Source organism: Sinorhizobium americanum (assembly GCF_001651855.1).
In the GTDB taxonomy this organism is placed as follows: Bacteria; Pseudomonadota; Alphaproteobacteria; order Rhizobiales; family Rhizobiaceae; genus Sinorhizobium; species Sinorhizobium americanum.
Genome location: NZ_LNQC01000041.1, coordinates 83,944 through 110,539 on the forward strand (window position 1 = coordinate 83,944; position 26,596 = coordinate 110,539).

21 protein-coding genes and 1 pseudogene are annotated in these 26,596 nt (G+C 63.4%); 5 read left to right on the top strand and 17 right to left on the bottom strand.

Annotated features, from left to right (window positions below; all coding sequences use genetic code 11):
* Position 1: 1 nt before the first annotated feature.
* The gene (locus ATC00_RS05115; RefSeq protein ID WP_064252175.1) at positions 2-469 is read right to left on the bottom strand and encodes a DUF5680 domain-containing protein; all 468 of its coding nucleotides are present in this window, start codon (positions 467-469) and stop codon (positions 2-4) included.
* An 84-nt stretch (positions 470-553) separates the two neighbouring features.
* Positions 554-1,126, bottom strand: a complete 573-nt coding sequence (locus ATC00_RS05120; protein ID WP_064252176.1) for a hypothetical protein — start codon at positions 1,124-1,126, stop codon at positions 554-556.
* Between the two features lie 445 nt (positions 1,127-1,571).
* Here ATC00_RS05120 and dnaE point away from each other — a divergent pair, with 445 nt between their 5' ends.
* Positions 1,572-5,066 carry a DNA polymerase III subunit alpha gene (gene dnaE / locus ATC00_RS05125; RefSeq protein WP_064252177.1) on the top strand — a complete coding sequence of 1,165 codons (3,495 nt, stop codon included), beginning with the start codon at positions 1,572-1,574 and terminating at the stop codon, positions 5,064-5,066.
* Between the two features lie 33 nt (positions 5,067-5,099).
* On the opposite strand, the gene ATC00_RS05130 is transcribed toward dnaE, so the two are convergent.
* The gene (locus ATC00_RS05130; protein ID WP_064252178.1) at positions 5,100-6,317 is read right to left on the bottom strand and encodes a L,D-transpeptidase family protein; all 1,218 of its coding nucleotides are present in this window, start codon (positions 6,315-6,317) and stop codon (positions 5,100-5,102) included.
* Positions 6,318-6,491: 174 nt separating this feature from the next.
* Positions 6,492-7,781 (bottom strand): DNA polymerase IV, encoded by a 1,290-nt coding sequence (locus ATC00_RS05135; protein ID WP_064252179.1) that lies wholly within the window; start codon positions 7,779-7,781, stop codon positions 6,492-6,494.
* 74 nt (positions 7,782-7,855) lie between these two features.
* Between ATC00_RS05135 and ATC00_RS05140 the strand changes: the two genes are divergently transcribed.
* Positions 7,856-8,443, top strand: a complete 588-nt coding sequence (locus ATC00_RS05140; RefSeq protein ID WP_161951900.1) for a GNAT family N-acetyltransferase — start codon at positions 7,856-7,858, stop codon at positions 8,441-8,443.
* A gap of 50 nt (positions 8,444-8,493) precedes the next feature.
* Here the strand turns inward: ATC00_RS05140 and ATC00_RS05145 are convergent, their stop codons facing one another.
* Together ATC00_RS05145 and ATC00_RS05150 are read right to left on the bottom strand one after the other, a co-directional pair.
* A complete protein-coding gene (locus tag ATC00_RS05145; RefSeq protein ID WP_064252181.1) occupies positions 8,494-9,147 on the bottom strand; it encodes a hypothetical protein in 654 nt (217 codons plus the stop codon).
* A gap of 2 nt (positions 9,148-9,149) precedes the next feature.
* Positions 9,150-9,419, bottom strand: coding sequence for a DUF3572 domain-containing protein (locus tag ATC00_RS05150; RefSeq protein WP_037382970.1), 270 nt, complete (start codon positions 9,417-9,419; stop codon positions 9,150-9,152).
* Between the two features lie 156 nt (positions 9,420-9,575).
* Here ATC00_RS05150 and ATC00_RS05155 point away from each other — a divergent pair, with 156 nt between their 5' ends.
* The gene (locus tag ATC00_RS05155) at positions 9,576-9,947 is read left to right on the top strand and encodes a response regulator (RefSeq protein WP_037382972.1); all 372 of its coding nucleotides are present in this window, start codon (positions 9,576-9,578) and stop codon (positions 9,945-9,947) included.
* A 17-nt stretch (positions 9,948-9,964) separates the two neighbouring features.
* Positions 9,965-11,332 carry a PleD family two-component system response regulator gene (locus tag ATC00_RS05160; protein ID WP_037382974.1) on the top strand — a complete coding sequence of 456 codons (1,368 nt, stop codon included), beginning with the start codon at positions 9,965-9,967 and terminating at the stop codon, positions 11,330-11,332.
* 560 nt (positions 11,333-11,892) lie between these two features.
* Here ATC00_RS05160 and rpmG read toward each other — a convergent pair.
* From rpmG to ATC00_RS05210, 10 genes and pseudogenes are all read right to left on the bottom strand, one after another.
* Positions 11,893-12,060 (bottom strand): 50S ribosomal protein L33, encoded by a 168-nt coding sequence (gene rpmG / locus ATC00_RS05165; protein WP_012707650.1) that lies wholly within the window; start codon positions 12,058-12,060, stop codon positions 11,893-11,895.
* 95 nt (positions 12,061-12,155) lie between these two features.
* Complete coding sequence (locus ATC00_RS05170; RefSeq protein WP_037382975.1) at positions 12,156-13,340, bottom strand: MFS transporter; 1,185 nt, start codon at positions 13,338-13,340, stop codon at positions 12,156-12,158.
* A 12-nt stretch (positions 13,341-13,352) separates the two neighbouring features.
* Complete coding sequence (locus ATC00_RS05175) at positions 13,353-13,976, bottom strand: NUDIX hydrolase (RefSeq protein ID WP_037383317.1); 624 nt, start codon at positions 13,974-13,976, stop codon at positions 13,353-13,355.
* 86 nt (positions 13,977-14,062) lie between these two features.
* Entirely contained in the window at positions 14,063-14,518 is a 456-nt protein-coding gene (locus ATC00_RS05180; protein ID WP_064252183.1) for a DUF983 domain-containing protein, read from the bottom strand.
* 43 nt (positions 14,519-14,561) lie between these two features.
* Positions 14,562-16,928: a ribonuclease R gene (rnr, locus tag ATC00_RS05185; protein WP_064252184.1), complete on the bottom strand. Its 2,367-nt coding sequence runs from the start codon at positions 16,926-16,928 to the stop codon at positions 14,562-14,564.
* A gap of 2 nt (positions 16,929-16,930) precedes the next feature.
* Positions 16,931-19,591 (bottom strand): type I DNA topoisomerase, encoded by a 2,661-nt coding sequence (gene topA / locus ATC00_RS05190; protein ID WP_064252200.1) that lies wholly within the window; start codon positions 19,589-19,591, stop codon positions 16,931-16,933.
* Positions 19,592-19,791: 200 nt separating this feature from the next.
* Positions 19,792-20,952, bottom strand: a pseudogene (dprA, locus tag ATC00_RS05195) (DNA-processing protein DprA).
* The gene (gene plsY / locus ATC00_RS05200) at positions 20,952-21,563 is read right to left on the bottom strand and encodes a glycerol-3-phosphate 1-O-acyltransferase PlsY (RefSeq protein ID WP_052035474.1); all 612 of its coding nucleotides are present in this window, start codon (positions 21,561-21,563) and stop codon (positions 20,952-20,954) included. The pseudogene dprA and the gene plsY overlap by 1 nt, the downstream one beginning before the upstream one ends.
* Before the next feature lie 28 nt (positions 21,564-21,591).
* Positions 21,592-22,884: a dihydroorotase gene (locus ATC00_RS05205; protein ID WP_064252185.1), complete on the bottom strand. Its 1,293-nt coding sequence runs from the start codon at positions 22,882-22,884 to the stop codon at positions 21,592-21,594.
* Positions 22,881-23,822, bottom strand: coding sequence for an aspartate carbamoyltransferase catalytic subunit (locus tag ATC00_RS05210; protein WP_037382983.1), 942 nt, complete (start codon positions 23,820-23,822; stop codon positions 22,881-22,883). Before ATC00_RS05210 ends, ATC00_RS05205 begins: the two co-directional genes overlap by 4 nt.
* A gap of 170 nt (positions 23,823-23,992) precedes the next feature.
* On the opposite strand from ATC00_RS05210, the gene ATC00_RS05215 reads away from it, so the two are divergent.
* The gene (locus tag ATC00_RS05215) at positions 23,993-25,645 is read left to right on the top strand and encodes an acyl-CoA dehydrogenase family protein (RefSeq protein ID WP_064252186.1); all 1,653 of its coding nucleotides are present in this window, start codon (positions 23,993-23,995) and stop codon (positions 25,643-25,645) included.
* On the opposite strand, the gene ATC00_RS05220 is transcribed toward ATC00_RS05215, so the two are convergent.
* Entirely contained in the window at positions 25,627-26,562 is a 936-nt protein-coding gene (locus ATC00_RS05220; protein WP_064252187.1) for an AEC family transporter, read from the bottom strand. The genes ATC00_RS05215 and ATC00_RS05220 overlap by 19 nt on opposite strands.
* Between the last annotated feature and the right edge of the window lie 34 nt (positions 26,563-26,596).

Below are 26,596 nucleotides of genomic sequence, written 5' to 3' on the forward strand. Positions count from 1 at the left end.
CTCACGGCACGATCAGTCCGCCGCGATAATCGAGCTCATAGGCCTCTTCGCCATCGACGAATATGGTCTCGCGTCCGGAAAAGTGGTCGGTCGCCCCGCGGCTGCTGTCGATGTAGCAGCCAAAGGCGTGCTGATATTCCATGCCGCCAAGGAAATGGCGCTTCTCGCGATACATGGTCTGCAGTGCCGCCTTGATAACAGCGCCCGCCCGTCTCGCGTCGAGCAGATCCGCGCGGATGATCCGGCCGAAGTAGTTCATGGCCCACAGCGGCTCCCCGTCGCGCCAGACAGCCTCTTGCCCGGCAAAGTCCGTACCCCCGAAATAACTGTCGAGATAACGCCAAAGCCCGCGGTGGTAGCCGACGTCGTATGAGCCCGGCCGGCAGGCCGGAAGTTTTGCGCCGTCGCCGACATAGGCCTTCGCCTTCGCCTCAACGACGAAATCCGTCAGTTCCTCGATGTCGACCATAAGCGCTTCCTCCGATTGCAGTCGGAGGATGGCTCAGCAGGGTCCGGTTGTAAAGAACAAAAAGCGAACGAAATGCAGGAATAGCTATTCGGCGCCGCAGACCCTTTGACCGATCTCGTCGCTCCAGTCCTTGAGCAGAACGGTGGCGCCCTTCGCCCTGATCGGCTTCGCATTGGCCGTGCCCTTGCCGCTCAGGACGTTGAAGTCGCACTGCGTCGTATTGTCCAGGTTAAGCGTGTCGTAGGACGAATAGGTATAGCCGGCGACGACGAATTCCGAACCGCGATAGGCGACCGTCAGCTTCTGCTCCCAGCGGTCGCGACCGATTGCGTCGTTATGCGAGGTGATCTCGATCGAACCGTTCGGAAGCGCGTTGACCGATGGCGCCTGACCGTAGAAATCGAAGTGGCCCCAGACCTTGCCGGGAATCAGCGACTTCAGCACCAGCCTGCCGACGTCATTGGTGAGATAGAGATAAACGGCGTTGTCCTCGTCGCCGCCTTCCGTGGGGGCGACAAGCAGGACCAGATCGCTTGCATCATCCTTGTTCCAATCCCCCGTCGCGGCGGACACGATTCGGGCTGGATCGATGGCGCCCTCGGCGAGGGCGAGAGGCGGCGGTAACAACAGACAGGCTGCAAGCAGAACCGATCGCATGTGCGTTCCTTGAAGAGAAGAGGCGGGCGCGCCGGGCCCATGCCGGACGCTGCGATCTTAATTGATTCGCGAAGTCGTTGCTGTGCTGGCGCCAAAGGTGTCTCGGCGGAACTGATCGCCCCGGTTGTGTTAACCATAGCCGGTGAATAACGGGCGTTTCATGCGCGCTTGCTTGACTATTGAACAGAATTAGAACAAAAAGGGAACAATAGCCGAAAGGAGCCATGTTATGACTGATTTCGTCCGTGATCTCGCTGCCTTCGCCTCCATGACCCTCTTCATCGCCAGTATTGCGGTGATCGCGCTCGGTATGTGATCGCTGCCCTGCTTAAAGCTGTCCTCCAACGCCGTGCTGGGTAAAAAGGTACCGGGTCTCTCGGTAAGGCTGGACAGCCGGGGCGGGAAACGGGATATCCTCCGGACTGACGGGAATCGGAGTGCGGCAATGGCAGGCGACGAAAGCATCGGGCAGGGTATAGTGGCCGCGAATCCGCAATTCGTTCACCTGCGCGTGCACTCGGCATACTCGCTGCTCGAAGGGGCGTTGCCGCTGAAGAAGATCATTGCCAAGGCGGTGGCCGACGATCAGCCGGCGATCGGCATTGCCGATACGAACAATCTGTTCGCGGCGCTGGAGTTTTCCCAGAAGGCGGCGGACGAGGGATTGCAACCGATCATCGGCTGCCAGCTGTCCATCGATATGGAGGACGAGGCGGAGGGCGAGCGGCGCGGCCATGCGCAGCAGCTCGCCAAGCTGCCCTCGATCGTCCTGATCGCCGCGACCGACGAAGGCTACGTCCGCCTCGTTGACCTGGTCAGCCGCGCCTATCTCGAAGGCGAAGGTCATCAAGCGGCGCGCATAACGCGGTCCTGGCTTGCCGCCGGTGGTACCGATGGATTGATCGCCTTGACCGGCGCCGGCAGTGGCCCGGTCGATCTGGCACTGAAATCAGGCTCGCCGGCTTCTGCCGAGGTGCGTCTCAAAGCGATGATGGAGCTGTTCGGCAATCGTCTCTATGTCGAATTGCAGCGCCATGGCAGCTACGACCGACGCCATGAGAGCCGCCTGATGGAGCTCGCTTATCGCTACGATCTACCGCTCGTCGCGACGAACGAGGCCTTTTTCCCGTCGCCGGCCGATTATGACGCGCATGATGCTTTGATGGCCGTTGCCCACAATGCCGTCGTTTCCGATGATCGCCGCTTCAGGCTGACGTCGGATCACTATCTCAAGAGCCGCAAGGAGATGGCGGCACTTTTCGCCGATCTGCCGGAAGCGCTGGAAAGCACGGTCGAGATCGCGCGCCGTTGCTCCTTCATGCTGAAGACCCGCGGGCCGATCCTGCCGCGCTTCACCGGTGCCTCGGATGATCCCGTCGAGGCCGAGCGCGCCGAATCCGCCGAGCTTCGCCGCCAGGCGGAGGAAGGGCTGGAGGAGCGTCTGGGGAGGCTTGGCATGGCGCCGGGCTACAAGGAGGAGGACTATCGCGAGCGGCTCGCCTTCGAACTCGGCGTCATCGAGCGGATGAAATTTCCAGGTTACTTCCTGATCGTTGCCGACTTCATCAAATGGGCGAAGCAGCATGACATTCCCGTCGGTCCGGGCCGCGGCTCCGGCGCCGGATCGCTGGTTGCCTATGCGCTGACGATTACCGATGTCGATCCGATGCGCTTCTCACTGCTTTTCGAGCGCTTCCTCAATCCGGAGCGCGTGTCGATGCCGGACTTCGACATCGACTTCTGCCAGGATCGCCGCGAAGAGGTCATTCGCTACGTTCAGCAGAAATACGGCCGCGAACAGGTGGCGCAGATCATCACCTTCGGTTCGCTGCAGGCGCGTGCGGCGTTGCGCGACGTCGGACGCGTGCTCGAAATGCCCTACGGCCAGGTCGACAAGATCTGCAAGCTGGTGCCGAACAATCCGGCGAACCCGACGCCGCTTTCCAAGGCGATCGAGGAGGAACCGCGCCTCAAGGAGGAGGCGGAAAAGGAGCCGGTCGTCGGGCGCCTCCTTGACATCGCGCAAAAGATCGAAGGGCTTTACCGCCACGCCTCGACGCACGCGGCGGGCATCGTCATCGGTGACCGGCCGCTGTCGCAACTGGTGCCGATGTATCGCGATCCGCGCTCCGACATGCCGGTCACCCAGTTCAACATGAAATGGGTCGAGCAGGCCGGGCTCGTGAAGTTCGACTTCCTTGGCCTGAAGACGCTGACGGTGCTGAAGACGGCGGTCGACTTCGTTGCCAAGCGCGGCATCGCAGTCGATCTGGCGAGCATCCCGCTCGACGATCCGAAAACCTACGAGATTCTTTCCCGCGGCGAGACGGTCGGGGTGTTCCAGGTGGAAAGCGCCGGAATGCGCAAGGCGCTGATCGGCATGCGGCCGGACTGCATAGAAGACATCATCGCGCTGGTGGCGCTCTACCGGCCGGGTCCGATGGAAAACATCCCGGTCTACAACGCTCGCAAGCATGGGGAGGAGGAGATCGAATCGATCCACCCGAAGATCGACTACCTGCTCAAGGAAACGCAAGGCGTTATCGTCTACCAGGAACAGGTGATGCAGATCGCCCAGGTGCTGTCGGGCTATTCGCTCGGCGAGGCCGACCTGTTGCGCCGCGCCATGGGCAAGAAGATCAAGGAGGAGATGGACAAGCAGCGCGCCCGCTTCGTCGACGGCGCCGTCAAGAATAGCGTCTCCAAACCGCAGGCGGACCTGATCTTCGATCTGCTCGCCAAGTTCGCCAATTACGGCTTCAACAAGTCGCATGCGGCCGCCTACGCCATCGTCTCCTACCAGACCGCCTACATGAAGGCGCACTATCCGGTCGAGTTCCTGGCGGCGTCGATGACGCTCGACATGTCGAACACCGAGAAGATCAACGACTTCCGCCAGGACGCGATGCGCCTCGGCATCCAGGTGATCGCGCCCTCGGTGCAGAGCTCGTTCCGCCCGTTCGAGACCGGCGACAACCGCATCTATTACTCCCTGGCCGCCATCAAGGGTGTCGGCGAATCCGCTGTCGACCATATCGTCGCCGTTCGCGGCAACCGGCCTTTCGCAAGCCTCGAGGATTTCTGCCTTAGGATCGACCCGAAACTCCTGAACCGGCGCGTCTTCGAAAGCCTGATCGCCGCCGGTGCCTTCGACTGCTTCGGTTATGACCGGGCCGAGCTCATCGGCGGCCTCGACCGGATTCTCGGCTTTGCGCAGCGCGCCCAGGAAAACAAGCTGAGCGGCCAGAGCGACATGTTCGGCGCGGGCGCTGCGACGGGTCCCGAAAAGATCGCTCTGCCGGCCTACACGCCCTGGCTTGCCTCGGAGAAGCTGCACCGCGAGTTCCAGGTGCTCGGCTTTTACCTTTCCGCCCATCCGCTCGATACCTACAACAATCTCCTGGCGAAGATGCGCGTGCAGACATTCGCGGATTTTTCCGCCGCCGTGAAGAAAGGGGCGACCGCAGGCCGGCTTGCCGGCACGGTGACGTCGAAGCAGGAGCGCAAGACGCGCACCGGCAACAAGATGGGCATCGTCGCCTTCTCCGATGCGTCCGGTCAGTTCGAGGCGGTGCTGTTCTCGGAAATGCTGCACCAGTATCGCGATCTGCTGGAGCCCGGCAAGTCGCTGGTGATGACCGTCGATGCGGAGGAGCGGCCGGAAGGCATCGGCCTTCGCATCCGGACGCTGCGGTCGCTCGAAGAGGAATCCCTGCAGATGCAGAAGGCGCTGCGCGTCTATGTGCGCGACTCCGGCCCCTTGCGCTCCATCGCCTCGCATCTCAACGCCAAGGGCGACGGTCTCGTCTCCTTCATTGTCATCAAGGACAATGGTCAGCGGGAGATCGAGGTCGAGCTCAGTGAGAAATACCGGATCTCGCCGGAAATCGCTGCGGCGCTTCGCTCCGCGCCGGGTGTCGTGGACGTCGAGTTGGTATAGCATCGGCCGCGAGCGGCAAGCGTCAGCGGCTGCTTACCGAGCTCGAGTAATGGTGATGAAATCGGTCCCTTCGCCGGTCTCCAGCCCCGTGTCGGTGTCGGAAATTGACAGCGACGATCCGTCGGCAAGGAGGCGCGCGATGCGTCTACGCACCTCCTCGGGCACCGTGAGGCGGCTCAAGCTCTGCTCCAGGGGATTGAATTCCAGGGGATCGGCGTCGACCGTGATGCCCAGCCGTTGTTTCGCGGCCTTTGAGAGCGCATTGTCGAGCGACATGCCGAACCACTTGCCCTCGCCGGTTGCTGCGTCTGTATCCTGGAACTGCAGAAAATGCGTGCCGAGCGCCAGTTCGGGTCTCTCTATTTTCACGTCCGCCTCGAAGAGCGGTTCAAACGCGCGGCGTACGCGAAGAATACCGTTCGACGGCATGTTGCGGCCGACCTTCCGATAGACGGCCTCGATCAGATCCGGAGTCGCCTTGCCGTCCACCGGCAACCCCTCTGCGGTCTGGAAAGAGCGGATCGCAGCAAGCGTCATGGGGCCGCTGCGGCCGTCCGGATCACCCGGGTCGTAGCCGAGCGTGGTCAGCAGCACCTGGAGATCGCGCATCGACTCCTGGTCGCCACGCCGCGTGATCAGAATTCGAATTGGCGGCTGATCGTGCTCCAGCACCGGCGAGGGGCTGCTGTGCGTCATGGCCACTTCGAAGGAGGCTCCGTCGAAATGGCTGATGGCGGGCCGCAGCGGTACGTCCGACATCGGCGGCCGCGGCGGGCGCGCCTCTCTCGGCTGGAACAGCATCGCGCTCGATGTTTCGACGGGCGTCACCTGGCGATCGGAGATCACCACATGCATGCCGCGTTCGGTCATCTTGAACAGGCCGGCGGCGAATTTGCTCGGCAGGCGCACGCAGCCATGCGAGGCGGGATAGTCCGGCACATGGTTCGACCCATGCAAGGCGATGCCGGACCAGGTGAGCCGCTGCATGTAAGGCATCGGCGCATTCGAATAGATGTTGGACCTGTGATGGCGGCGCTTTTCGAGAATCGAAAAGATGCCAGTCGGCGTCGTGTGGCCGCGCCTGCCTGTCGAAACATCGGACGTGGCGACGACGGTGTCGCCGTCATAGACGACGAGCGACTGCTGCTGTCTCGCGACGACGATCTGCAGCGGCGCCTTTGTGCCGGCCAAAAGCGCTGATGGCGCCGACACGATGAGTACGGCCAGTCCCATTCCGAGAGTGATACGCAATACAAACCCTCATCCGAGCTGAAGCGCTATAACGATGCAGCGCTTCCCTCCGGCACCTTTCCGGCACGCCGCGGTCGAGCGGCGTGCCGACTATCGAGCAAGGATACGCCTCAAAATTTAACGAATTGAAACACAGGAAGCCGCGCCGCTGGTGAGCGGCAAAGGGGTGACGCGCTATTGATCGCGTCGGCGTTGGCCGAAGGTATAGCCCGTTTCGACGCTGGTCTTGCCGAATTTGTCGCGCAGCTTGTTGATCGCCTCTTCGGCCGCAGCGCGCCTTGTTCCCAGAGGATCGACGAGGTCCGGCGGATCGGCGAAATCGGGGGCGGTGAGATCACTGACGCCGATGCCGATCAGCCGGTATTTCGTGCCGTCGACCTCTTTCTCGAGCAGTTGCAGGCCGACCCGGAAGATGCGGTCGGCGAGCCGGGTCGGGCTTTCGAGGCGCCGGTTGCGGGTGCGGAGCTTGAAGTCCGCCGTCTTGAGTTTCAGGACGACGGTCTGCCCGGCAAGCTCCGACTTGCGCAGCCGCAGCGCAACCTGCTCGCTCAAGTGCCTGAGATGCGGAACGAGCTCGTCCGGGCGCGACAGGTCGTCGTTGAAGGTCGTCTCCGAGGAGACGCTCTTCGCCTCGCCGTCGATCTCCACGCTGCGCTCGTCCTGCCCGCGGGAAAGGCGATAGAGCCTCTGGCCCATCGAGCCGTAGCGGCGCATCAGGTCCGCTTCCTCCATCGTCTGCAATTGCCCGATCGTGCGGATTCCGTCGCGGTCGAGGGTTGCGGCAAAGGCCTTGCCCACGCCCCAGATCAGCGTGACCGGGCGCTCCTTGAGGAAATCAGTCGCCTCGGCCTGGCCGATGACGGAGAAGCCGCGCGGCTTCTGCAGATCGGAGGCGACCTTGGCGAGAAACTTGCAGTAGGAAAGCCCGACCGAGACGGTGATGCCGACCTCCTGCTCGACGCGTCTCGCAAAGCGCGCCAGCGTGCGGGCAGGGGGATCGTGATGCAGCCGCTCGGTGCCGTTCAGGTCCAGGAATGCCTCATCGATCGAGAGCGGCTGCACGAGCGGCGTCAGTTCGAGCATCATTGCCCTGACCTCGCGCCCGACCCGCGAATACTTCTCCATGTTCGGCTTGATGACCACGGCCTCCGGACAGGCCTCGAGTGCCTTGAACATCGGCATGGCCGAGCGGACGCCGTGAATGCGGGCGATGTAGCAGGCCGTCGAGACGACGCCGCGCTTGCCGCCGCCGATGATCACCGGCTTGTCGGCAAGCTCCGGGTTGTCGCGCTTCTCGACCGAGGCATAGAAGGCGTCGCAGTCGATATGCGCCAAAGTCAACCGATAGAGTTCGGCATGACTGAGAAGCCGCGGGCTGCCGCAGGCCAGGCACCGTCGCGCCGGCGCGGCCAGTTCCTTGAGGCAGTCTCGGCAGAAGCCTGAAAACGGTGCAGCGCTGGTCATGGAGGAACAAATGTTGAACGCGGCGACTTTACGCTCTACCCTGGTGAGTCTCAAGGTGGCGATCGGAGGCCATGGTGGATATCGCCCTGCAATTTGCGCCGGTGACACGGGATCTCTGGCCGGATTTCGAGATGCTCTTCGGGCCGAAGGGCGCCTATTGCGGCTGCTGGTGCGTTGCGCTGCGTCTGCCCTACAAGATCCGCGGCACCATGTCGGCCGATGACCGCAAGACGTATATTCGCGAGCGCATCGAAGCCGACCCGCCGCCGGGCATCCTCGGCTATTGCGAGGGAAGGCCGGTTGCATGGGTCCAGGTCGGGCCTCGCCACGATGTACCGCAATTCAATTCGCCGCGGACGTGCTCGCGGCCGCTCGAAGAGCGCGAGGCTGAGGACGCGCACGTCTGGGCGATCAGCTGCTTTTTCCTTTCAACGCCCCTGCGCGGCAAGGGATTGAGTCACCGGATGCTCGCCGCCGCCATCGATCATGCGCGGCGAGGCGGCGCGCACTGTCTCGATGCCTGCCCGATCGACCACACCAAGCAGCCGAAATCGGTCGCGCTCTATATCGGCTCGACGTCGATTTTCGATGCGGCCGGTTTCGAGATGGTCGCCTGCCGCAAGGACGGCAGACCGCTGATGCGACTGGACTTGAGGCAATGACGATGCGTTTCGAAATTCTGCCGGCCTGTGGAGCGCCGCCCCCGCGTGCTTCAGCCGGGCGTCGTTGCGCCCCAGTGGCTGCGGATCAGCTTTGCCGCTTCGGCCCAGTCCGCGGCAACATGGATGCCTGCGGGGGGCGGCGGGGCGAGGGCGCGAAACTCCGCGTTCGCCATCAGATTGATGAGGAGAGAGGAGGGCGCGTGCGCCTGCACCGAATGGAGGTTGTGCAGGATATCGTCGATGAAGACGAGCGGAAGGCGGCGTTCCCCGTGCAAGTGTTTGACGAGCGGTCCCTTCGGCTCCTCGGAGGCAAGCAGCGGATAGGAAAGGCCGAGAACGTCGAGCAAGGCCCGGCGCACCGGCGCATGACGCGGCGGCATCGCCGTCAGGAAAATGATGTCGGCCTCTTCGGAAAGCTCCGCCAGGGTTTCCACAGCCCGCGCCGCCGGCGTCTGCCATTGATCCTGGACGGCGAAGAAGGCTTCGAGCAGCGTTTCCGCCGTCGCTTCGCTGACCGCCTCGCCGCCCCGCCGATCGATGATATTGCCGGCAAGGCGGAAGGAACGAGGCAGCAACGCGTGTTCACGGGCTTCCAGGAATGCCATGAACGGGGTCAGAAATTCGAGCACGACCTCGTCGACGTCCGTGACGATCAGTGGTCGTTGTCGCAGAGGAACGTCGCCAGCGGCCGCGAAGGCAGGCATGCTCAGTCCTCAAAGTTCGCCGGGCCTGAAAATGCCTGGTGCGCCCGGACGACCTCCTCGGGCGCAGTCTGCGTTGCCGTGCAGAAGGCCATCAGCGTCGGCTCATGGTCCATCAGAAAGGCGACGACCCCGCCCATGAAGGCCGGATCCCCTACGGCTTTGCGCAGCGAAGCGGGGTCGGTGCCGGTCAGCGCCAGGAAACGCGACAGCAGTTCCGGTTCATTGGCGAGCCAGCCGAGGATCGCGATCGCGGTTTCGTCAGCGCTCTTCATGCTCTTGAATCTCTTCTCATATGGCGCCCGGAGTTACCTCTTTTTCAACCAAATATCGTTAGTCTTGCGACCGAGGAAGTGGGTCGAGTCACCGTTCGTGAAGCTTATATCTCTCCAGGGGACTTGCAAGGCGGCGACAGACAGTAAGGGATCGACATGCCCAAACAGGTGATGATTGTTGAGGATAACGAGCTGAACATGAAGCTCTTCCGCGACCTGATTGAGGCGTCTGGCTATCAGACGATCCAGACGCGAAATGGCATGGAAGCGCTCGAACTGGCGCGCAAGCACCGGCCCGACCTCATTCTCATGGACATCCAGTTGCCGGAGGTTTCAGGCCTCGAGGTGACGAAATGGCTGAAGGAAGACGACGAGCTCCACGTCATTCCCGTCATCGCGGTAACTGCCTTCGCCATGAAGGGCGACGAGGAGCGCATTCGCCAGGGCGGATGCGAAGCCTATGTTTCTAAACCGATTTCCGTTCCCAAATTCATTGAAACGATCAAGACATATCTGGGCGATGCCTGATTGCCGGGAAAGACGATATGACTGCGCGCATCCTCGTCGTCGATGACGTACCAGCCAATGTGAAGCTTCTGGAGGCGCGCCTCGTCGCCGAGTATTTCGATGTCTTGACGGCCGGCGACGGACGCTCCGCATTGGCGATCTGCGAGAACACCCCAGTCGACCTTATCCTTCTTGACATCATGATGCCCGACATGGACGGCTTCGAGGTCTGCGCGAAACTGAAGGAAAACAGCCGCACCGCGCATATTCCCGTGGTCATGGTGACGGCGCTCGACCAACCCTCCGATCGTGTGCGCGGCCTCAAGGCCGGTGCAGACGATTTCCTCACCAAGCCGGTCAACGATCTCCAGCTGATGTCCCGGGTGAAAAGCCTGGTGCGGCTCAAGAATGTCAGCGACGAATTACGCCTCAGGGCGCAGACGGCACAGACGATCGGCCTGCAGGAACTTGCCCGCGCCGACCGGCCCGACGAGCCCGGCCACGTGCTCCTCGTCGACGGTCGTGCCTCCTCGCAGGAGCGGCTGCTGCGCGCCTTGAAGCCGATCGCCGACGTTTCGGTGATCTCCGACCCCCAGGCGGCCCTTTTCGAGGCCGCGGAGAACAGCTTCGATCTGGCGATCGTCAACGCCAACTTCGAAGACTACGATCCGCTGCGCCTCTGTTCGCAGTTGCGCTCGCTTGAGAGGACCCGCTTCATACCGATCCTGCTCGTCACCGAGCAGGGGAGCGAAGAGATGGTCGTTCGTGCCCTCGAGCTCGGGGTAACGGACTACATCATGCGTCCGGTCGATCCCAACGAGCTCGTGGCGCGCTCGTTGACGCAGATCCGCCGCAAGCACTGCAATGACCGGCTGCGCGCCAGCGTCCAGCAAACGATCGAATTGGCGATCACCGATGATCTCACCGGCCTTCACAATCGCCGTTACCTCGACAGCCATCTGAAGCTCCTGATCAACCGGGCCAGCGCGCGCGGCCGGCCGCTTTCGATCTGCATCACCGATATCGATCGCTTCAAACTGGTGAACGACACCTATGGGCACGATGCGGGCGACGAAGTTCTGCGCGAATTTGCCAACCGCGTCCGGGCGACGGTTCGCGGGGCCGATCTCGCCTGCCGGTTCGGCGGCGAGGAGTTCGTCATCGTCATGCCGGACACGACGCCCGAGATGGCGGCGATTGTCGCCGAGCGGCTTCGCTTGATGGTTGAGGGACGCGCCTTCGGGATTTCACAGGGCGAAACGATCCTCAGCGTCACGGCCTCCCTGGGGATCGCCACCCTGCGGCCCGAGGGCGACACGCCCGAAGCCCTGTTGAAGCGCGCCGACACGGCGCTGTATCAAGCCAAGAACAACGGACGCAACCGGGTCGTCGCGGCGGCCGCGTAAGCCGAATTGGCAAGCGGCGCTCGCCGGCCGTCTCGAACTTCGCCATTGGGCGTAGAGGAGGCCGGAGCATACGCCCAAACTCAGCTTGCCAACTTACTTATAAGTTGTATCTTTTGCCGCGTCGCTGGTGCTGGGGCAAGCATTTCCATAGAGCGGCGGGTTCGGATTTGTCCGAATACGAGACAGAATTAACCAAACGCCGAGCAACCCGCTTCGGCGATTAAGAATTCGTTGATTTTTTTTTATTTTCAAGCAATGCTGATATAAAGGAAGTGAGACTTCCACGATCGATCGGTTACCCCATGATGCTCAGGTCCGCCGCATCTCCTGGGTCGTGGGGTCGGTCGGCTGGCTTCCGACATCCGCGGATTCCTCGTGCCGCAGTCGGAGCCAGCCGACCCCCTTTCAAAACGCCGCCTCAAAAGAGGCGGCGTTTTTCGTTTCCGGTCTAAGGGCGCTCAGTCGCAAACCGTTACGACGTTCTCGGGCATCGACTGCAAGCCAAAGAAAAAGCGCCGAACCTTGCGGCCGGCGCTCGTCGGTCGAACCGAAACGCGATCTTACTTGATCTTCGTTTCCTTGAATTCGACGTGCTTCTTGACGACCGGATCGTACTTCGTCTTCGTCATCTTTTCCGTCATCGTGCGGCTGTTCTTGGTCGTGACGTAGAAATAGCCCGTGTCGGCCGTCGACAGCAGCTTGATCTTGATGGTGGTAGCTTTCGCCATGGTCGTCCTGCCTTTATAGAAAGATGAAAGCCGTGGACAACCGGTTGCGGGCCACGGTCAAGGTTGGCGCGAAACTACAAATCGCGGTCGAAAAGTCAAGGCCGTTTTGGATTCAAAACGATGCGGGCGAGCGAAAGCACGACATAAAGGCCGAAGAAGCCGGCAATGGCCCAGGCAAACCCGTCGTTGCCGGTGACATCCATTGCTGCGCCGATCACCTGCGGTCCGGCTACGGTGCCGACGGCGTAGGAGAACACGAAGGCTGCGTTGGCGGCCGCCAGGTCCGCCCCCTGTAGACGGGCGCCAAGATGGCTGAGGCCGACCGTGTAGAGGCCCGAGACGCATCCTCCCCAGAACAGAAGCACAAGCGCCATGAGGAACCAGCTTTCGACCAGCATCGGCAGGAACAGCGCACCGACGAGGCCGATCAATGTCAGGGCAGACAGGATCGTCCGCCGATCCTTCACATGATCGGAAAGCATGCCGAGCGGGATCTGGAAGATGAAGTTGCCGACGCCCATGACGGTCAACAGCAGGGCTGCCTGTGATTCGGTAAAGCCGGCACGCATCCCGAATATCGGGAAGAGCGAGAGGCCACCATATTCCACCGCGCCGAAAATGAAGACGGCAGCGGTGGCGGTCGGCACGAGCAATACATAACGCATGAAATGGCGCTTCGGCTTCTCATCGAGTACCGGGCTTTCGTTGCGCGCTAGAAAGATCGGGATCGCAGAAAGCAGGATGACCCCCGCGCCGACAGTAAAGGGCAGGACGCCCTCGCTGCCCAGGATCGAAAAGAGCAAAGGACCGCTCGCAAAACCGAGCGAGAGTACGGTGCCGTAGATGCCGAGCACGAAGCCGCGCCTGTTCGGCGGTGCAGTGGCATTGATCCAGAACTCAGAGAGGATGAAGAGGACCGTGATCGCACCGTGAAAGACGATTCGGAGCGGAAACCAGAGCCAGAAATTGGTGATGTAGTAGAAGCCGAGCGCGCTTGCCGATGCCACCACGATTGCCAGCAGCATGGTCGGTGCGACGCCGTGACGATGGGCGAATTTCATCGTGAACGGAGCGGCGGCCATCGATGCGATGCCGGCCATTGCAGCATTCAGCCCGTTCAGCGTAGGCGCAATGCCGCGCTTCTCCATGATGATGCTCAGCAGGGGAAGCCCCAGACCCATCGCAATGCCGACGGCGGTGATCGACGCAAGCGCTGCGGCCAGCGAAGGCCAGTGAATTTCGTCAACCGGCGCGGATGTGCCGGACTGCGGCTTCGACATTCGGCAGGATCCCTAGAGAAGCGTACGAAGAAAGCGCCCGCGGCGCGTGAAGTAGAACGGGATTGCCCGGTCATAAGGAAGCGAAGAATCCGATTCGAGGCCGGTCCTCAGATCCGTGAGGATGATTGCGGTGATCTCCGGTACTTGGAGAGACGAGACGTCGTTGACATCGATCCACTGCAAATCCTGAAGCTCCCGGCTGTCCAGGACCGCAGACGGATCGATCTCGGCTTCATCCGCGAAGATGGCAAAGAAGCGCGTGTCGAACCGCCGCGTTTGTCCCGGCGGCGTGATGGCCCGCGCCATATAGCGCAAGTTTGTGAGATCGGGAAGAAAGGGAAGGGGAGCACCTGACGGGCTGTGCTGCCGGCCGAGACAGACGCCGGCCTCTTCGAAGAGTTCTCGCGCTGCCGCGAGCGCCAGCGCCCGGGCGCGTCCGTCGGTGATCGGGCGCCCCTCGCTTGTTGTCAAGGCACGCAGCACGGTCGGATTAAGGTCGCCGGAAAACCCGAGCCGATGGTCCATCGGGTCGCGGCGGCCGCCGGGAAAAACGTAGAGATCCGGCATGAAGGCGTGGGCGCTATGGCGCTTGCCCATCAGGACACGTACGCCTTTGCCGGAGCGATCGAGAAGCATGATCGAAGCCGCGTCCCGCGGTCGGAGCGGTGGGTGCTTGACCGCGCCCGTGTGCGGCTGGGGTGGGCCGCTGCTCCGATTAGGCTTCATGCCGAGGGATCCCGCGGCGGCAGGATGTCTTCCGGCCGGTCTTCGTGGCCGCCGAAGCCGTGCATCTTGAGAGCCCATTGCAAGCCGATGACCGCGCCCTTGACCGGCTGCATCAAAGCGAGTGCGCTGACGAGCGTCACCGGCGCCCACAGCGCCAGGTGCTGCCAGGTGGAGAGGGGTAGGACGAGATCGGTCATCATATAGCCGCCGAGCACCACATGGCCGACGATCGTCACGACGATATAGGGCGGAAAGTCGTCGGCACGGTGATGGTCCATGCGTTCGCCGCAGGCGGCGCATGCATCCACGGACTTTACGAAGCCTCGAAACAGCCGGCCTTGGCCGCAGGCTGGGCACTTCCCGAGAAAGCCGCGCTTCATCGAGCGGCCGACCGGCCGCTCCTCCCGCTGCTCCCCGCCCAGTTGGAGCTTGTCCGTTGCCATTGCTTTCATGCCCAATCCTTATCGAACGAGGGCCGCGCACCGGTCGCTGGCGTCAGCGCCTGCCGCGCGGCGGCCGCGTTCCCGGCCGCTTGCCTGCGTTCACGCGATCGCGGCGGCCGGACTTGTGAAAGGAGCGCATGGCCGTCGGCATCTTTCGCCCTTCGCTCAGCATCTCGAAGCGGAGCGCGCCGGCGAGCGGCACGGCCTCTGCGAGCTTGACGCGAACCGGATCGCCGAGACGATAGCCAAGTCCGGTTTTTTCGCCGGAAAGGGCCTGATGCGCCTCATCATAGATAAAATAGTCGCGTCCGAGCGTAGATATAGGGATGAAACCATCGGCGCCATAGGCGGGGAGGGTGACAAATAGTCCCGCCTTGGTAACGCCCGAAACGCGCCCGTCGAACTCCTCGCCGACGCGTCCGTTCAAGTGATGCGCGATCAGCCGGTCGACCGTATCGCGCTCGGCCGCCATGGCGCGCCGCTCGAAGGTGGAAATTTCCGCAGCGATATCGTCGAGCACGCCCTCTTCCTGAGGCGTCAAGCCGCCCTCACCAAGGCCGAGCGCGATCACCAGCGCCCGATGCACCACCAGGTCGGCATAGCGCCGGATCGGCGAGGTGAAGTGGGCATAGCGCATCAGGTTGAGGCCGAAATGGCCGATGTTTTCCGGACTGTAGATCGCCTGGCTTTGCGACCGGAGCACCATCTCGTTGACCATGGTCTCGTAGGGCTGGCCATCGGCCCGGGCGAGAACGCCATTGAAGTGGTTGGCGCGCATGTTGCCGCCCTTGGCGAGCGAGATGTCGAGCGTCGCCAGGAACTCGCGCAGGGTTTCCTGCTTGGCGAGCGACGGCTGGTCGTGGACGCGGTAGATCAATGCCTGACGTTTCTGCTCCAGCGTCTCCGCGGCGGCGACGTTGGCCTGAATCATCATTTCCTCGATCAGCCTGTGGGCGTCGAGGCGTTCCGGCACGAGGACCCGGTCGACGGTCCCATCCGGCTTCAGGATGATCTTGCGTTCGGGCATGTCGAGTTCAAGCGGCTGGCGCCGTTCCCGCCCGCGGCTGAGAATGCGGTAGCCTTCCCATAGCGGCTTCAGGATCGGTTCCAGGAGCGGCCCGGTCTTTTCGTCCGGCGCGCCGTCGATGGCGGCCTGGGCCTGTTGATAGGAAAGCTTGGCGGCGCTGCGCATCATGATGCGGTGAAACGTATGTCCGGCCTTCCGGCCCTCCTTCGAGAAACGCATCCTGACGGCGAGCGCCGGGCGATCGACGCCTTCCTTCAAGGAGCAGAGATCGTTGGAGATGCGCTCGGGCAGCATCGGCACGACGCGATCGGGGAAATAGACGGAATTGCCGCGTTTCAGCGCTTCGAAATCGAGAGCCGATTTCGGCCGGACGTACCAGGAGACGTCGGCGATCGCGACCGTGACGATGACGCCGCCGGGATTGTCGGGCGAGGGATCCGGTTCGGCATGGACGGCGTCGTCGTGGTCCTTGGCATCGGCCGGGTCGATGGTGACGAGTGGCAGCGAGCGCCAATCCTCGCGATGCGCCATCGTCGCCGCGTCTGCCGCATCGGCCTCCTGCAGCACCCGCTCCGGGAAGATATGCGGAATGCCGTGCGCATGGATGGCAATCATCGAGATTGCCTTTTCGGAGGCGACGGAACCGATGACGGTCTGCACCTGCGCACGCGGCAGGCCGTAGCGGCCGAGGCGGGCGAGATGCACCTCGACGAGGTCGCCGTCCTTGGCTTCCGCGGTGAATTCCGGATCGACGAGGACTTCCTCGCCCCGCTTGTCGATCGGCAGCAGCCGCCCACCGCCGCCCGGTGTCGCGCGGAAAACGCCGAGCACGGCATCCTTGCGCTTGTCGAGGACCTTGATGATGCGCGCCGTGTAGGCCGGCCCGCCCCGCTCCTTGGCCGGGAAGATCTTGGCAAGCACGCGGTCGCCGAGACCGGCGACCGGTACCTTGCCCTTCGCCTTGCCGACGGCTGACTGCCGGATGAGGACGGCCGGCGCAACGCCGTCGTCGTCGAGCCATTCGGCCGGTCGGCCGATCAATTCGCCGTCGATGTCGCGGATGGTGATGTCGAGCACGGTGACCGGCGGCAGGGCGCCGGGGCGAACGAGCGACTTTCGCTTCTTCTCGACCAGCCCATCCTCTTCCAGCGAGCGCAGCAGCGCCTTGAGTTCGACGCGCGCCTCGCCCTTGAGGCCGAAGGCCTTGGCGATCTCGCGCTTCGAGGCCTGCTGCGGGTTCTCGGCGATGAAGCGCATCAGCACATCGCGTGGCGGAACGGCGCCGTGGATGATCGTTTCCTTTTGGGCGGGCGCCGCCTGGGCCGCGCGCAACTGCTTTTTACCGGCACCTCTTGCGGGCCGTTCGGTCGGATCGCGCGGAATTCTGCTCAAGGTCAGTCCTTCTTGGCCTTCGCGGCCGTCTTGCTCTTCGCTTTTGCGGCGGTCTTGGGCTTTCCGGTTTTCGTCGCCGTGCTCTTCGTTGCCGCGGCCGCGGATCGGCCCTTCGTCGCGTTGCCATTCGACACGCCGCCTTTCGCCGCGCGCTCGGCGATCAGTGCGAGCGCCTCTTCGACGCTCACCGATTGCGGATCCTTGCCCCTCGGCAGGGTGGCGTTCACCTTGCCCCAGTTGACATAGGGGCCGAAGCGCCCGTCGCGCACCGTAATCGCCCCGCCGTCGGGATGTTCCCCGAGTTCCTTGAGCGCGGCGGCGGCGCGCCCGCGGCCACCCCCTGCAGCCTTCGACTGCTTGTCTGCGAGGGCCGAGACGGCGCGATTGAGGCCGATCGAGAAGACGTCCTCGACCGATTCGAGGTTGGCATAGGTGCCGTCATGCAGCACAAACGGGCCGTAGCGGCCGATCCCGGTCGAGATCATCTTGCCGGTTTCGGGATGCTTGCCGATGTCGCGCGGCAGCGAGAGAAGGGCGAGCGCCTTCTCGTGGTCGATCGTCGCCGGCGTCCAGCCCTTGGGAAGGCTGGCGCGCTTGGCGTCCTTGCCGTCGCCCCGCTGGACATAGGGTCCGAAGCGGCCGCTGCGCAGGGTGATTTCCTCGCCGGTGTGCGGATCCTTGCCGAGGCTCTGCGGCTCGTTCGATACGGCTGCTTCCGCCTCGCCATTGCTTTCCGACGAAAGCTGGCGCGTGTAGTTGCACTCCGGATAATTGGAGCAGCCGACGAAGGCGCCGTATTTGCCGAGCTTCAGCGAGAGTTTGCCGGTGCCGCAGACCTGGCAGGTCCGCGGGTCGCCGCCGTCTTCGCGGTTCGGGAAAACGAGCGGCGCCAGCTCCTCATTGAGCGCGTCGAGCACATTGGTGACGCGCAGTTCCTTGGTATCCTCGATCTGCGAGAAGAAATCCTTCCAGAACTCGCGCAGCACGTCTTTCCAGTTGAGCTCGCCAGCGGAAATCTGGTCGAGCTTTTCCTCGAGCGACGCGGTGAAATCGTACTCGACATAGCGGGTAAAGAAGCTCTCGAGGAAGGCGGTGACAAGCCGGCCCTTCGCCTGCGGCAACAGCTTGCGCTTGTCGATCGTCACATAGTCGCGATCGACGAGCGTGCTGATCGTCGCAGCATAGGTAGAAGGCCGCCCGATGCCGAGTTCTTCCATCTTCTTGATCAGCGTCGCTTCCGAATAGCGCGGCGGCGGTTCGGTGAAGTGCTGGCTGGCGTTGATCTTCTGCTTGGCGAGGCTTTCGCGCGCATTGATCTCGGGCAGCCGGCCGTCCTCGTCGCCGTCGTCCGCCTGCTCGCCGTCTTCCTTCATGTCGATATAGGCGGCAATGAAGCCATCGAAACGGATGACGGAGCCGGTGGCCCTGAGGCCGGCCTTCTTGCCGCCGTTGTCCGCCAGGATTTCCGCCGTGGTGCGCTCGATCTCCGCCGAGGCCATCTGGCTGGCGATGCCGCGCTTCCAGATCAGGTCGTAGAGCTTCAGCATATCGCCGTCGAGGAAGCGGCGGACCTGATCGGGTGTGCGATTGAAGTCGGTCGGCCGGATGGCTTCGTGGGCTTCCTGAGCGTTCTTCGCCTTGGTGGAATAGAAGCGCGGCTTTTCCGGCAGGTAGCGAGGCCCGAACTGGCTGCCGATCGCCCGACGCGCGGCATCGATCGCCTCCGGCGCCATCTGTACGCCGTCGGTACGCATATAGGTGATCAGACCGACGGTCTCGCCGCCGACATCGACGCCTTCATAGAGCTTTTGCGCCACCTGCATGGTGCGCGACGCCGAGAAGCCGAGCTTGGAAGAAGCGGCCTGCTGCAATGTCGAGGTAGTGAAGGGCGGACCGGGATTGCGCTTGACCGGCTTCGCTTCGACGCTCTCGACCACATAGCTCGCGCCGTCGAGCAGCGCTTTCAGCCGATTGGCTTCCTCACCGTTGCCGATGGACTTCGCCTGCAGCCGCTTGCCGTCGGCCGAGACGAGCCGCGCTTCGAACTCGTCGCCGCGCAGCGTCTTCAAGAGCGCCGAGATGTTCCAGTATTCTTCCGTGACGAAGCGTTCGATCTCCGCCTCGCGATCGCAGACGAGACGCAGCGCCACCGATTGCACGCGGCCGGCCGAGCGCGCGCCCGGCAGCTTGCGCCAGAGAACCGGCGAAAGGTTGAAGCCGACCAGGTAGTCGAGCGCGCGACGGGCGAGATAGGCGTCGACCAGCGAGATGTCGATGTCGCGCGGGTCCGCCATGGCATCGAGCACGGCCTTCTTGGTGATGGCATTGAAGACGACGCGCTTGACGGGCTTGTCGCCGATGACCTTTTTTTTCTTGAGGAGGTCGAGCACGTGCCAGGAGATCGCCTCACCCTCGCGATCGGGGTCGGTCGCGAGAATCAGCCCATCCGACGACTTCACGGCGTCGGCAATGTCCTTCATCCGCTTGGCGGAGGCGCCATCGACTTCCCACGACATTTCGAAGTCTTCGTCCGGGCGAACCGATCCATCCTTGGCCGGCAGATCCCGCACATGGCCGAACGAAGCAAGTACCTTGTAGCCTGGGCCGAGATACTTGTTGATCGTCTTGGCCTTGGAAGGCGACTCCACCACTACAACATTCATCGTCATTCTCTGAGACAATCTCTTCTGGCGAGGCGCAGGCGTTGCGCGGCCTTTATGGTGGCCACGAAATGGACAGGGATTCGGGCGCGGTCAAGGGGTTTATCGAAAATAGCGAACCGCAACCAAACCGCAACATACGATTTTCCGCAACTCTCGGTGGTTTGTTTTGCGACTTCCGCGCGTGCAGCGGCGTTTGGTGCCTATTGCGGTGGAGCGAGGGATACAAGATTTCCGCCGTGGCGGCTGAGTTGGCCGGTAAGGTCGAGCTCGAGAAGCACGAGGTGGACCTCGGAGGCGGAAAGGCCGGTGTGGCGGATGATGTCATCGATCTCGACCGGCGTCGGACCGAGCGCCTCGATGACAAGGGCGCGGCCGCCTTCGCCGGGCGAAACCATTGCCGGCGGCGCGGCGGGCGCATGTTCAGGCGCCGGTTCCCGGGCGCTCAGCCGCGAGAAAAGATCGTCGCGGCTGAGCGGCGCCAATCCCTCGAGAACGTCGGCTGTGGAGGTGGTGACGATCGCGCCCTGTTTCAGGAGATCATTCGTGCCGTGACAGCGCGGATCGAGCGGTGAGCCCGGCACGGCAAAGACGAGTCGGCCGAAATCGGCCGCGTAGCGGGCGGTGATGAGCGACCCCGAACGGCTGGCGGCTTCTACAATGGCGACGCCGAGACTGATGCCAGCGACCAGGCGGTTCCGTCTTGGAAAGTCGCGGGCGCGGGGCTCCCAGCCGAAGGGCATTTCGCTGATCGCCAAGCCCGCTCCTGCAGTGATCTGCTGCAGGAGGCCGACATTCTCGGGCGGAATAGGGTTGATCGAGGCCGCCGGCGAGCGCAGCGATCGTGCCGCTCTCGAGGCTGGCGCGATGGGCGGCGGTGTCGATGCCGCGGGCGAGGCCGGAGGTAATGACGTAGCCGGCGGCACCGGCGTCGCGCGCGATCATCGCTGCGAATTTGGCGCCGCTGACCGAGGCATTACGCGAGCCGACAATGCCGAGCGAGGCGCGGCTTGCCGTCTCGATATTGCCCTTCATCGCAAGGAGCGGCGGGGCGGCATCGATCTCCTTGAGCGCCGGCGGATAGTCGGGCTCGCCGATGCCGACGAACACCGCGCCGAACCGATGCGCGGCCTCGAGCTCGCGCTCCGCGTCTGCCACCGAGGCGATGCGAATCTGTCGGTCCGAGCCGCCGCGGCGCGAGAGGTCCGGCAGTGCCTCGAGCGCCGCCTCCGTGGAGCCGAAGTGGTTGACGAGATCCCGGAAGGTCGCAGGGCCGACATTATCGCTGCGGATCAGCCGCAGCCATGCGATCCTCTGCCGTCCGTCAGCGCAGTTCCGTTACGTCGAGCGCCGCCAGCCGGCATTATCCCTTTTCTCCGATCCGGCTTTCCGTACCGCTCAAGAGCCGCTGGATGTTGGCGCGGTGCTTGATCCAGGTGATCACCGTCATCAAGGCGAAGAGCAGGGCGATCTTCCCGTATCCGGTGACGTAGAGTGCAATCGGCATGATCGCGGTGGCAACCAGTGCCGACAGTGAGGAGTATCGGGTGATCTTAGCCGAGGCGAGCCAGATCGCGGCAAACGCGGGAACCATCAGAGGCGCAAGGCCGAGCAGGATCCCGATATAGGTGGCGACGCCCTTGCCGCCCTTGAAGGAGAGCCAGACCGGAAAGAGATGGCCGAGAAAGGCGGCGAGGCCAGCGGCGATGCCGGCTTCGACACCCCACAGAGACGCAATTGCCGCGGCCGCGGTTCCTTTTAGGGCATCGAGAAGAAGCGTGGCCGCGGCCAGTTTCTTGTTGCCCGTTCTCAAGACATTCGTCGCGCCGATATTGCCGGAGCCGATCTTGCGCACGTCGCCGAGGCCCGCCATGCGGGTGAGGATCAGGCCGAAGGGGATGGAGCCCAGCAGATAGCCGAAGGCGAGGCACAGAAGTGTTGCGGGCAGCCCCAGCTGCCAGGAAAACAGATCCACCGGTTTCTCCCCGCCTAAATGCTTCGGCTCACAATGAATGGACGAGCTTGCCGGCAACATAGGTCTGCACGACCCGCCCGGTAAAGCGCGCATTTTCGAATGGCGTGTTCTTGGAGCGAGAAACCAGCTCCTTCTCATAGAGGATCCACGGTTCGTCGAGATCGAGGACGGCTATGTCCGCCTTCGCGCCGGGTTTCAGCGTGCCGGCGTCCAGGCCGAAGATCGCGGCAGGACGCGTCGAGAGCGCATCGATTAGCCGCATCAGCGGGACTTGGCCGCTGTGGTGGAGCCGAAGCGCGGCCGCCGCCAGGGTTTCCAGCCCGATCGCGCCGTCCGCCGCATCCGCGAAGGGCAGCCGCTTGGTGTCGGCGCCCTGCGGGTCGTGCGACGAGACGATGATGTCGATCCTGCCGGCGGCAAGCGCCTCGACCATCGCGACCCGGTCATCTTCGCTGCGCAACGGCGGCGCCAGCTTGAAGAAGGTCCGGTACTCACCGATGTCGTTCTCGTTCAGCGTCAGGTGGTTGATCGAGATGCCGCAGGTGACATTCGCCCCGCGCTCTCGTGCGGCCTGCACGGCATTCGTCGATTCGGGGACGGAGATTTCGGCGGCGTGATAGGCGGCCTTCGTCAGTGCGGCGATACGCAGATCGCGCTCGAGCGGGATGATCTCGGCCTCGCGCGGAATGCCCGGCAGTCCGAGCCAGCTCGCGAGCAGGCCTTCGTTCATCACACCGTTGGCGCCGAGATACTTGTCGCGGGTCTCGAGCGCAACGACGGCATCGAATTCGCGCGCATATGTCATGGCACGGCGAAGCACGAGCGTGTCGTGGACGGGCTGCCGGCCATTGGTGAAGCAGACCGCACCCGCATCGCGGAGCAGCCCGAGCTCGCTCATTTCCACTCCGAGCAGCTCCTTCGTCAGGGCTGCGGCCGGATAGACGTTGACGAGCGCCTTGTCACGGGCGGTCTTGTGAACGAACTCGACGAGGGCGATCTCGTCGATCACCGGATTGGTGTCGGGCATGGAGATAAAGGACGTGACGCCGCCGGTCGCTGCCGCACGCGCGGCCGACTCGATCGTCTCGCGGTACTCGCTGCCCGGTTCGCCGACGAAGACCCGGGCGTCGACGAGACCGGGTACGGCGACGAGACCGGCACAATCCTTGACGAAGGCGCCTGCCGGGGCACCCTGGTTCAGCGCGTCCTTGCCGGCCGCAAGGATCCGTCCATCATTTCCGACGATGATCGTGCCGACCTCGTCGAGGTTTCGCGAGGGATCGATGATGCGCAGGTTCTCGAGAACAAGCGATCTGGTCATAGGCGAGGGCCCTGGTTCTGAGAGAGAAGAAGCGTTTCCATGACAGCCATGCGCACGGCGACGCCCATCTCGACCTGCTGTTCGATGACGCTTTGCGGTCCGTCGGCGATCTCCGACGCAATCTCGACGCCCCGGTTCATCGGGCCAGGATGCATGACGAGCGCATCGTCCTTGGCCGCCTTCAGCTTTTCCGCGTCGAGCCCGTAATAGTGGAAATACTCGCGCACCGACGGCACGAAGGAGCCGGCCATGCGCTCGCGCTGGAGCCGCAGCATCATCACCACGTCCGCATCCTTGAGGCCCTCTGCCATGGATTGATAGACCTCGACGCCCATCTGTTCGATGCCGGCGGGGAGCAGGGTCGCCGGTGCGACGACGCGAACGCGCGCTCCCATCTGGTTGAGCAGCAGGATGTTCGAGCGCGCGACTCGCGAATGCAGGACGTCGCCGCAGATCGCCACGATGATCCGCGACAGCTTCCCCTTGGCGCGACGGATCGTCAGCGCGTCCAGCAGGGCCTGGGTCGGATGCTCGTGCTGGCCGTCGCCGGCGTTGACGACCGAGCAGGAGACCTTCTGCGCAAGCAGTGCCGCGGCGCCGGCGGACGAGTGGCGAACGACGAGGACGTCCGGGTGCATCGCGTTCAGCGTCATGGCCGTGTCGATCAGCGTCTCGCCCTTCTTCACCGAGGAGTTGCCGACCGACATGTTCATCACGTCGGCCCCGAGCCGCTTTCCGGCCAGTTCGAACGACGATTGCGTGCGGGTCGATGCTTCGAAGAAGAGATTGATCTGCGTCAGTCCGCGCAGCGAAGACGTTTTCTTCTCCCTCTGCCGGGAGATCTTCACGGCTTCGTCGGCGCGATCGAGGAGGAACGTGATGTCCTGTTCCGTCAGCCCCTTGATGCCAAGCAGGTGGCGATGCGGGAAAGTGATCATGAGCCGCCCTTGCATGCTGGAATTTGGCTCGCTCTATAGAACGTGGCCCTTGGCACGGCAAGTGGCGCGGCAAGCCGCGCACAGGGGCTTCCGAAGAAAACTTGCGGCGGCCATGGTTCTTGCCCGCGGGCCTGTTTCGTGCCCGCGAAACTTGCGCTAGAACCGGCCTCATGAATCAGATGAACCGGACCGAACAGAAACTCGCCGAACTGAACCAGCCGAAGCCCTGGTCCGGTATCAATGCCTATCGCTCCGACCCCCTGGTGGTCGACATCACGTCAAGCATGTCGAAGACGCTTCGCGACGAATTCGACGCGCTCGGCCGTTATGTGACGACGCCCGAGGCGCAGGAACTGGCGCGCATGGCCAATGACGGCGTGCCGAAGCTCAAGACCCACGGACCACGCGGCGAACGCCTCGACGTCGTCGAGTTCCACCCGGCCTGGCATGCACTGATGCGCCGGTCGATGACGACCGGATTGCACTCCTCCGCCTGGGAGAACCTGCCGGACGAGCGCGGTCGGTCGCACAAGGTGAGGGCGCTCCGCTTCTATCTGACGGCGCAGCTCGAATGCGGGCATCTTTGCCCGCTGACGATGACCAGCGCTTCCGTCGCCGCGATCACCGCCTCGCCGGCGGTCCAGAAGGAGTGGGCGCCGAAAATTCTGTCACGCAAATACGACTCGACCAACCGGCCCTGGATGCAGAAGTCCGCGGTGACGATCGGCATGGGCATGACGGAGAAGCAGGGCGGCACGGATGTGCGGGCAAACACCTCGACCGCCGAGCGGGTCGGCGAGGGGATCTACCGTCTGAACGGCCACAAATGGTTCATGTCGGCGCCGATGAGCGACGCCTTCGTCATGCTGGCGCAAACCCGCGAGGGGCTCGGCTGTTTCCTCGTGCCGCGGCTGCTCGAGGACGGCGCCGCCAACGGCCTGCGCTTCCAGCGCCTCAAGGACAAGCTCGGCAACCGTTCAAATGCCTCGTCGGAGGTAGAGTTCTCGGATACTTTCGGCTTCCTGCTCGGCACGCCGGATGCGGGCCTTCGCACGATCCTCGACATGGTGACGCTGACCAGGCTCGATTGCGCGCTCGCTTCGGCCGGGATGATGCGTGCCTCGCTCGCCGAGGCCGTGCACCATACCCGCGGCCGCAAGGTTTTCGGCAAGACGCTCGTCAGCCAGCCGATGATGACGCGGGTGCTCGCCGACATGGCGCTTGACGTTGCCGCCGCAAGCGCGCTGTCGTTCCGCCTGGCTGAAGCCTTCGACAATGCGCACAGCAGTGCCGAGGATGCAGCCTACGCCCGGATCATGACGCCCGTCGCGAAATACTGGTGCTGCAAGATTGCCCCCGCCTTGATCTATGAAGCGATGGAGTGCCTTGGCGGCAATGGCTACGTGGAAGAGCGGGCGCTTGCCCGGCATTATCGCGAAGCGCCGGTCAACGCGATCTGGGAGGGCTCCGGAAACGTCATGGCGCTCGACGTGCTGCGCGTGCTCGGCCGCCGCAAGGAACTGTTCGAGCAGTTGTTCTCCGTCTTCAGCCGCGATCTCGGACCGTCTGGCCCCAAGACAATTGATGTCCTGCGTGCCGCCATGTCGCTCTGCGAGCGCGACGAAGGCGCGGCGCGCATGCTGGTCGAACAGCTGGCGCTGGCGGGGGCGGCCGCCGAACTCTATCGGCTGGGCGCCGGCCGCATCGCCGATGCCTTTCTGGAGTCGCGATTGGCTGCCGGCTGGCGCGCCACCTACGGCATGCTCGATTCCCGCTTCGATTCCGCCTATGTGCTCGATCTTCTCTATCCCGCCGCGGCGTAGCCCGTGACGAAAAGGACGAGCGGTATCGTGAAGAACGACACGGCCGTCTGTATCGTGGCGACGGCGGCGTAGAGCTCCGCATCTCCCCCCATCTGCTTGGCGAGGATGTAGCCGTTCATTGCCGTCGGTACGGCAGCGCCGAGGCCGATGATCACCAGGGCATCGCCGCTGATGCCGAGCAGTGCGCTGCCGGCAACCATGAAGATCGGCATGGCGATCAGTTTCAGTGCGACCGCCAGGACGGCGGGCGCGCTCGGCTTCAGGGCGTCGGCGATCTTCAGTCCAGCGCCCACCAGGATCAGGCCCAGGCTGAGCGACGCGCTCGCCAGCATGTCGATCGTCCGCATGACCGGCGAATAGAGCTCGATCCCCGCAAGATTGCACAGGATGCCCAGTGCCGACGCGACGATGAGCGGATTGGTGACGATCCGGAGGAAGAACAGGCCGATGCCGCGGCTGCCGCCGCCGAACCAGACCAGCACGGCGACATTGTAGAAGTTGATCGGAATGATGATCAGCGCCATCACCAGCGCGGTCAGGCTCAGGCCAAGTGCGCCGTAGAGCTTTTCAGCGATTGCGAGCGCTATGAAGGCATTCCAGCGCGTCGCAGTCTGGAAGATCGAGGTGAAGGTGGCGCCGGAAATGCCGTTGTTGCGCAGGAGGGGCCAGACAAGCAGCAGCGCGATCGACATCAGAGTGACGCTGCCGATTGCCGCGACGGCCGTGGCGTCGGCCCTCATTCCCGTGAAATCCGCCTTCGCCAAGGTCGAAAAGAGCAGCGCGGGAAAGAGAAAGTAGTAGCCGAACTGCTCGAGCCCCACCCAGAGTCCCTGATCGATGAGCCGGGAACGGCGAAGCCAGACGCCCAGCAACACGAGCAGGAAGACAGGCAGGATGCTTTCGAAAATGGCGGTCATCGCGGCTCATGCAGATGGAAGTGTCAGTGGACGG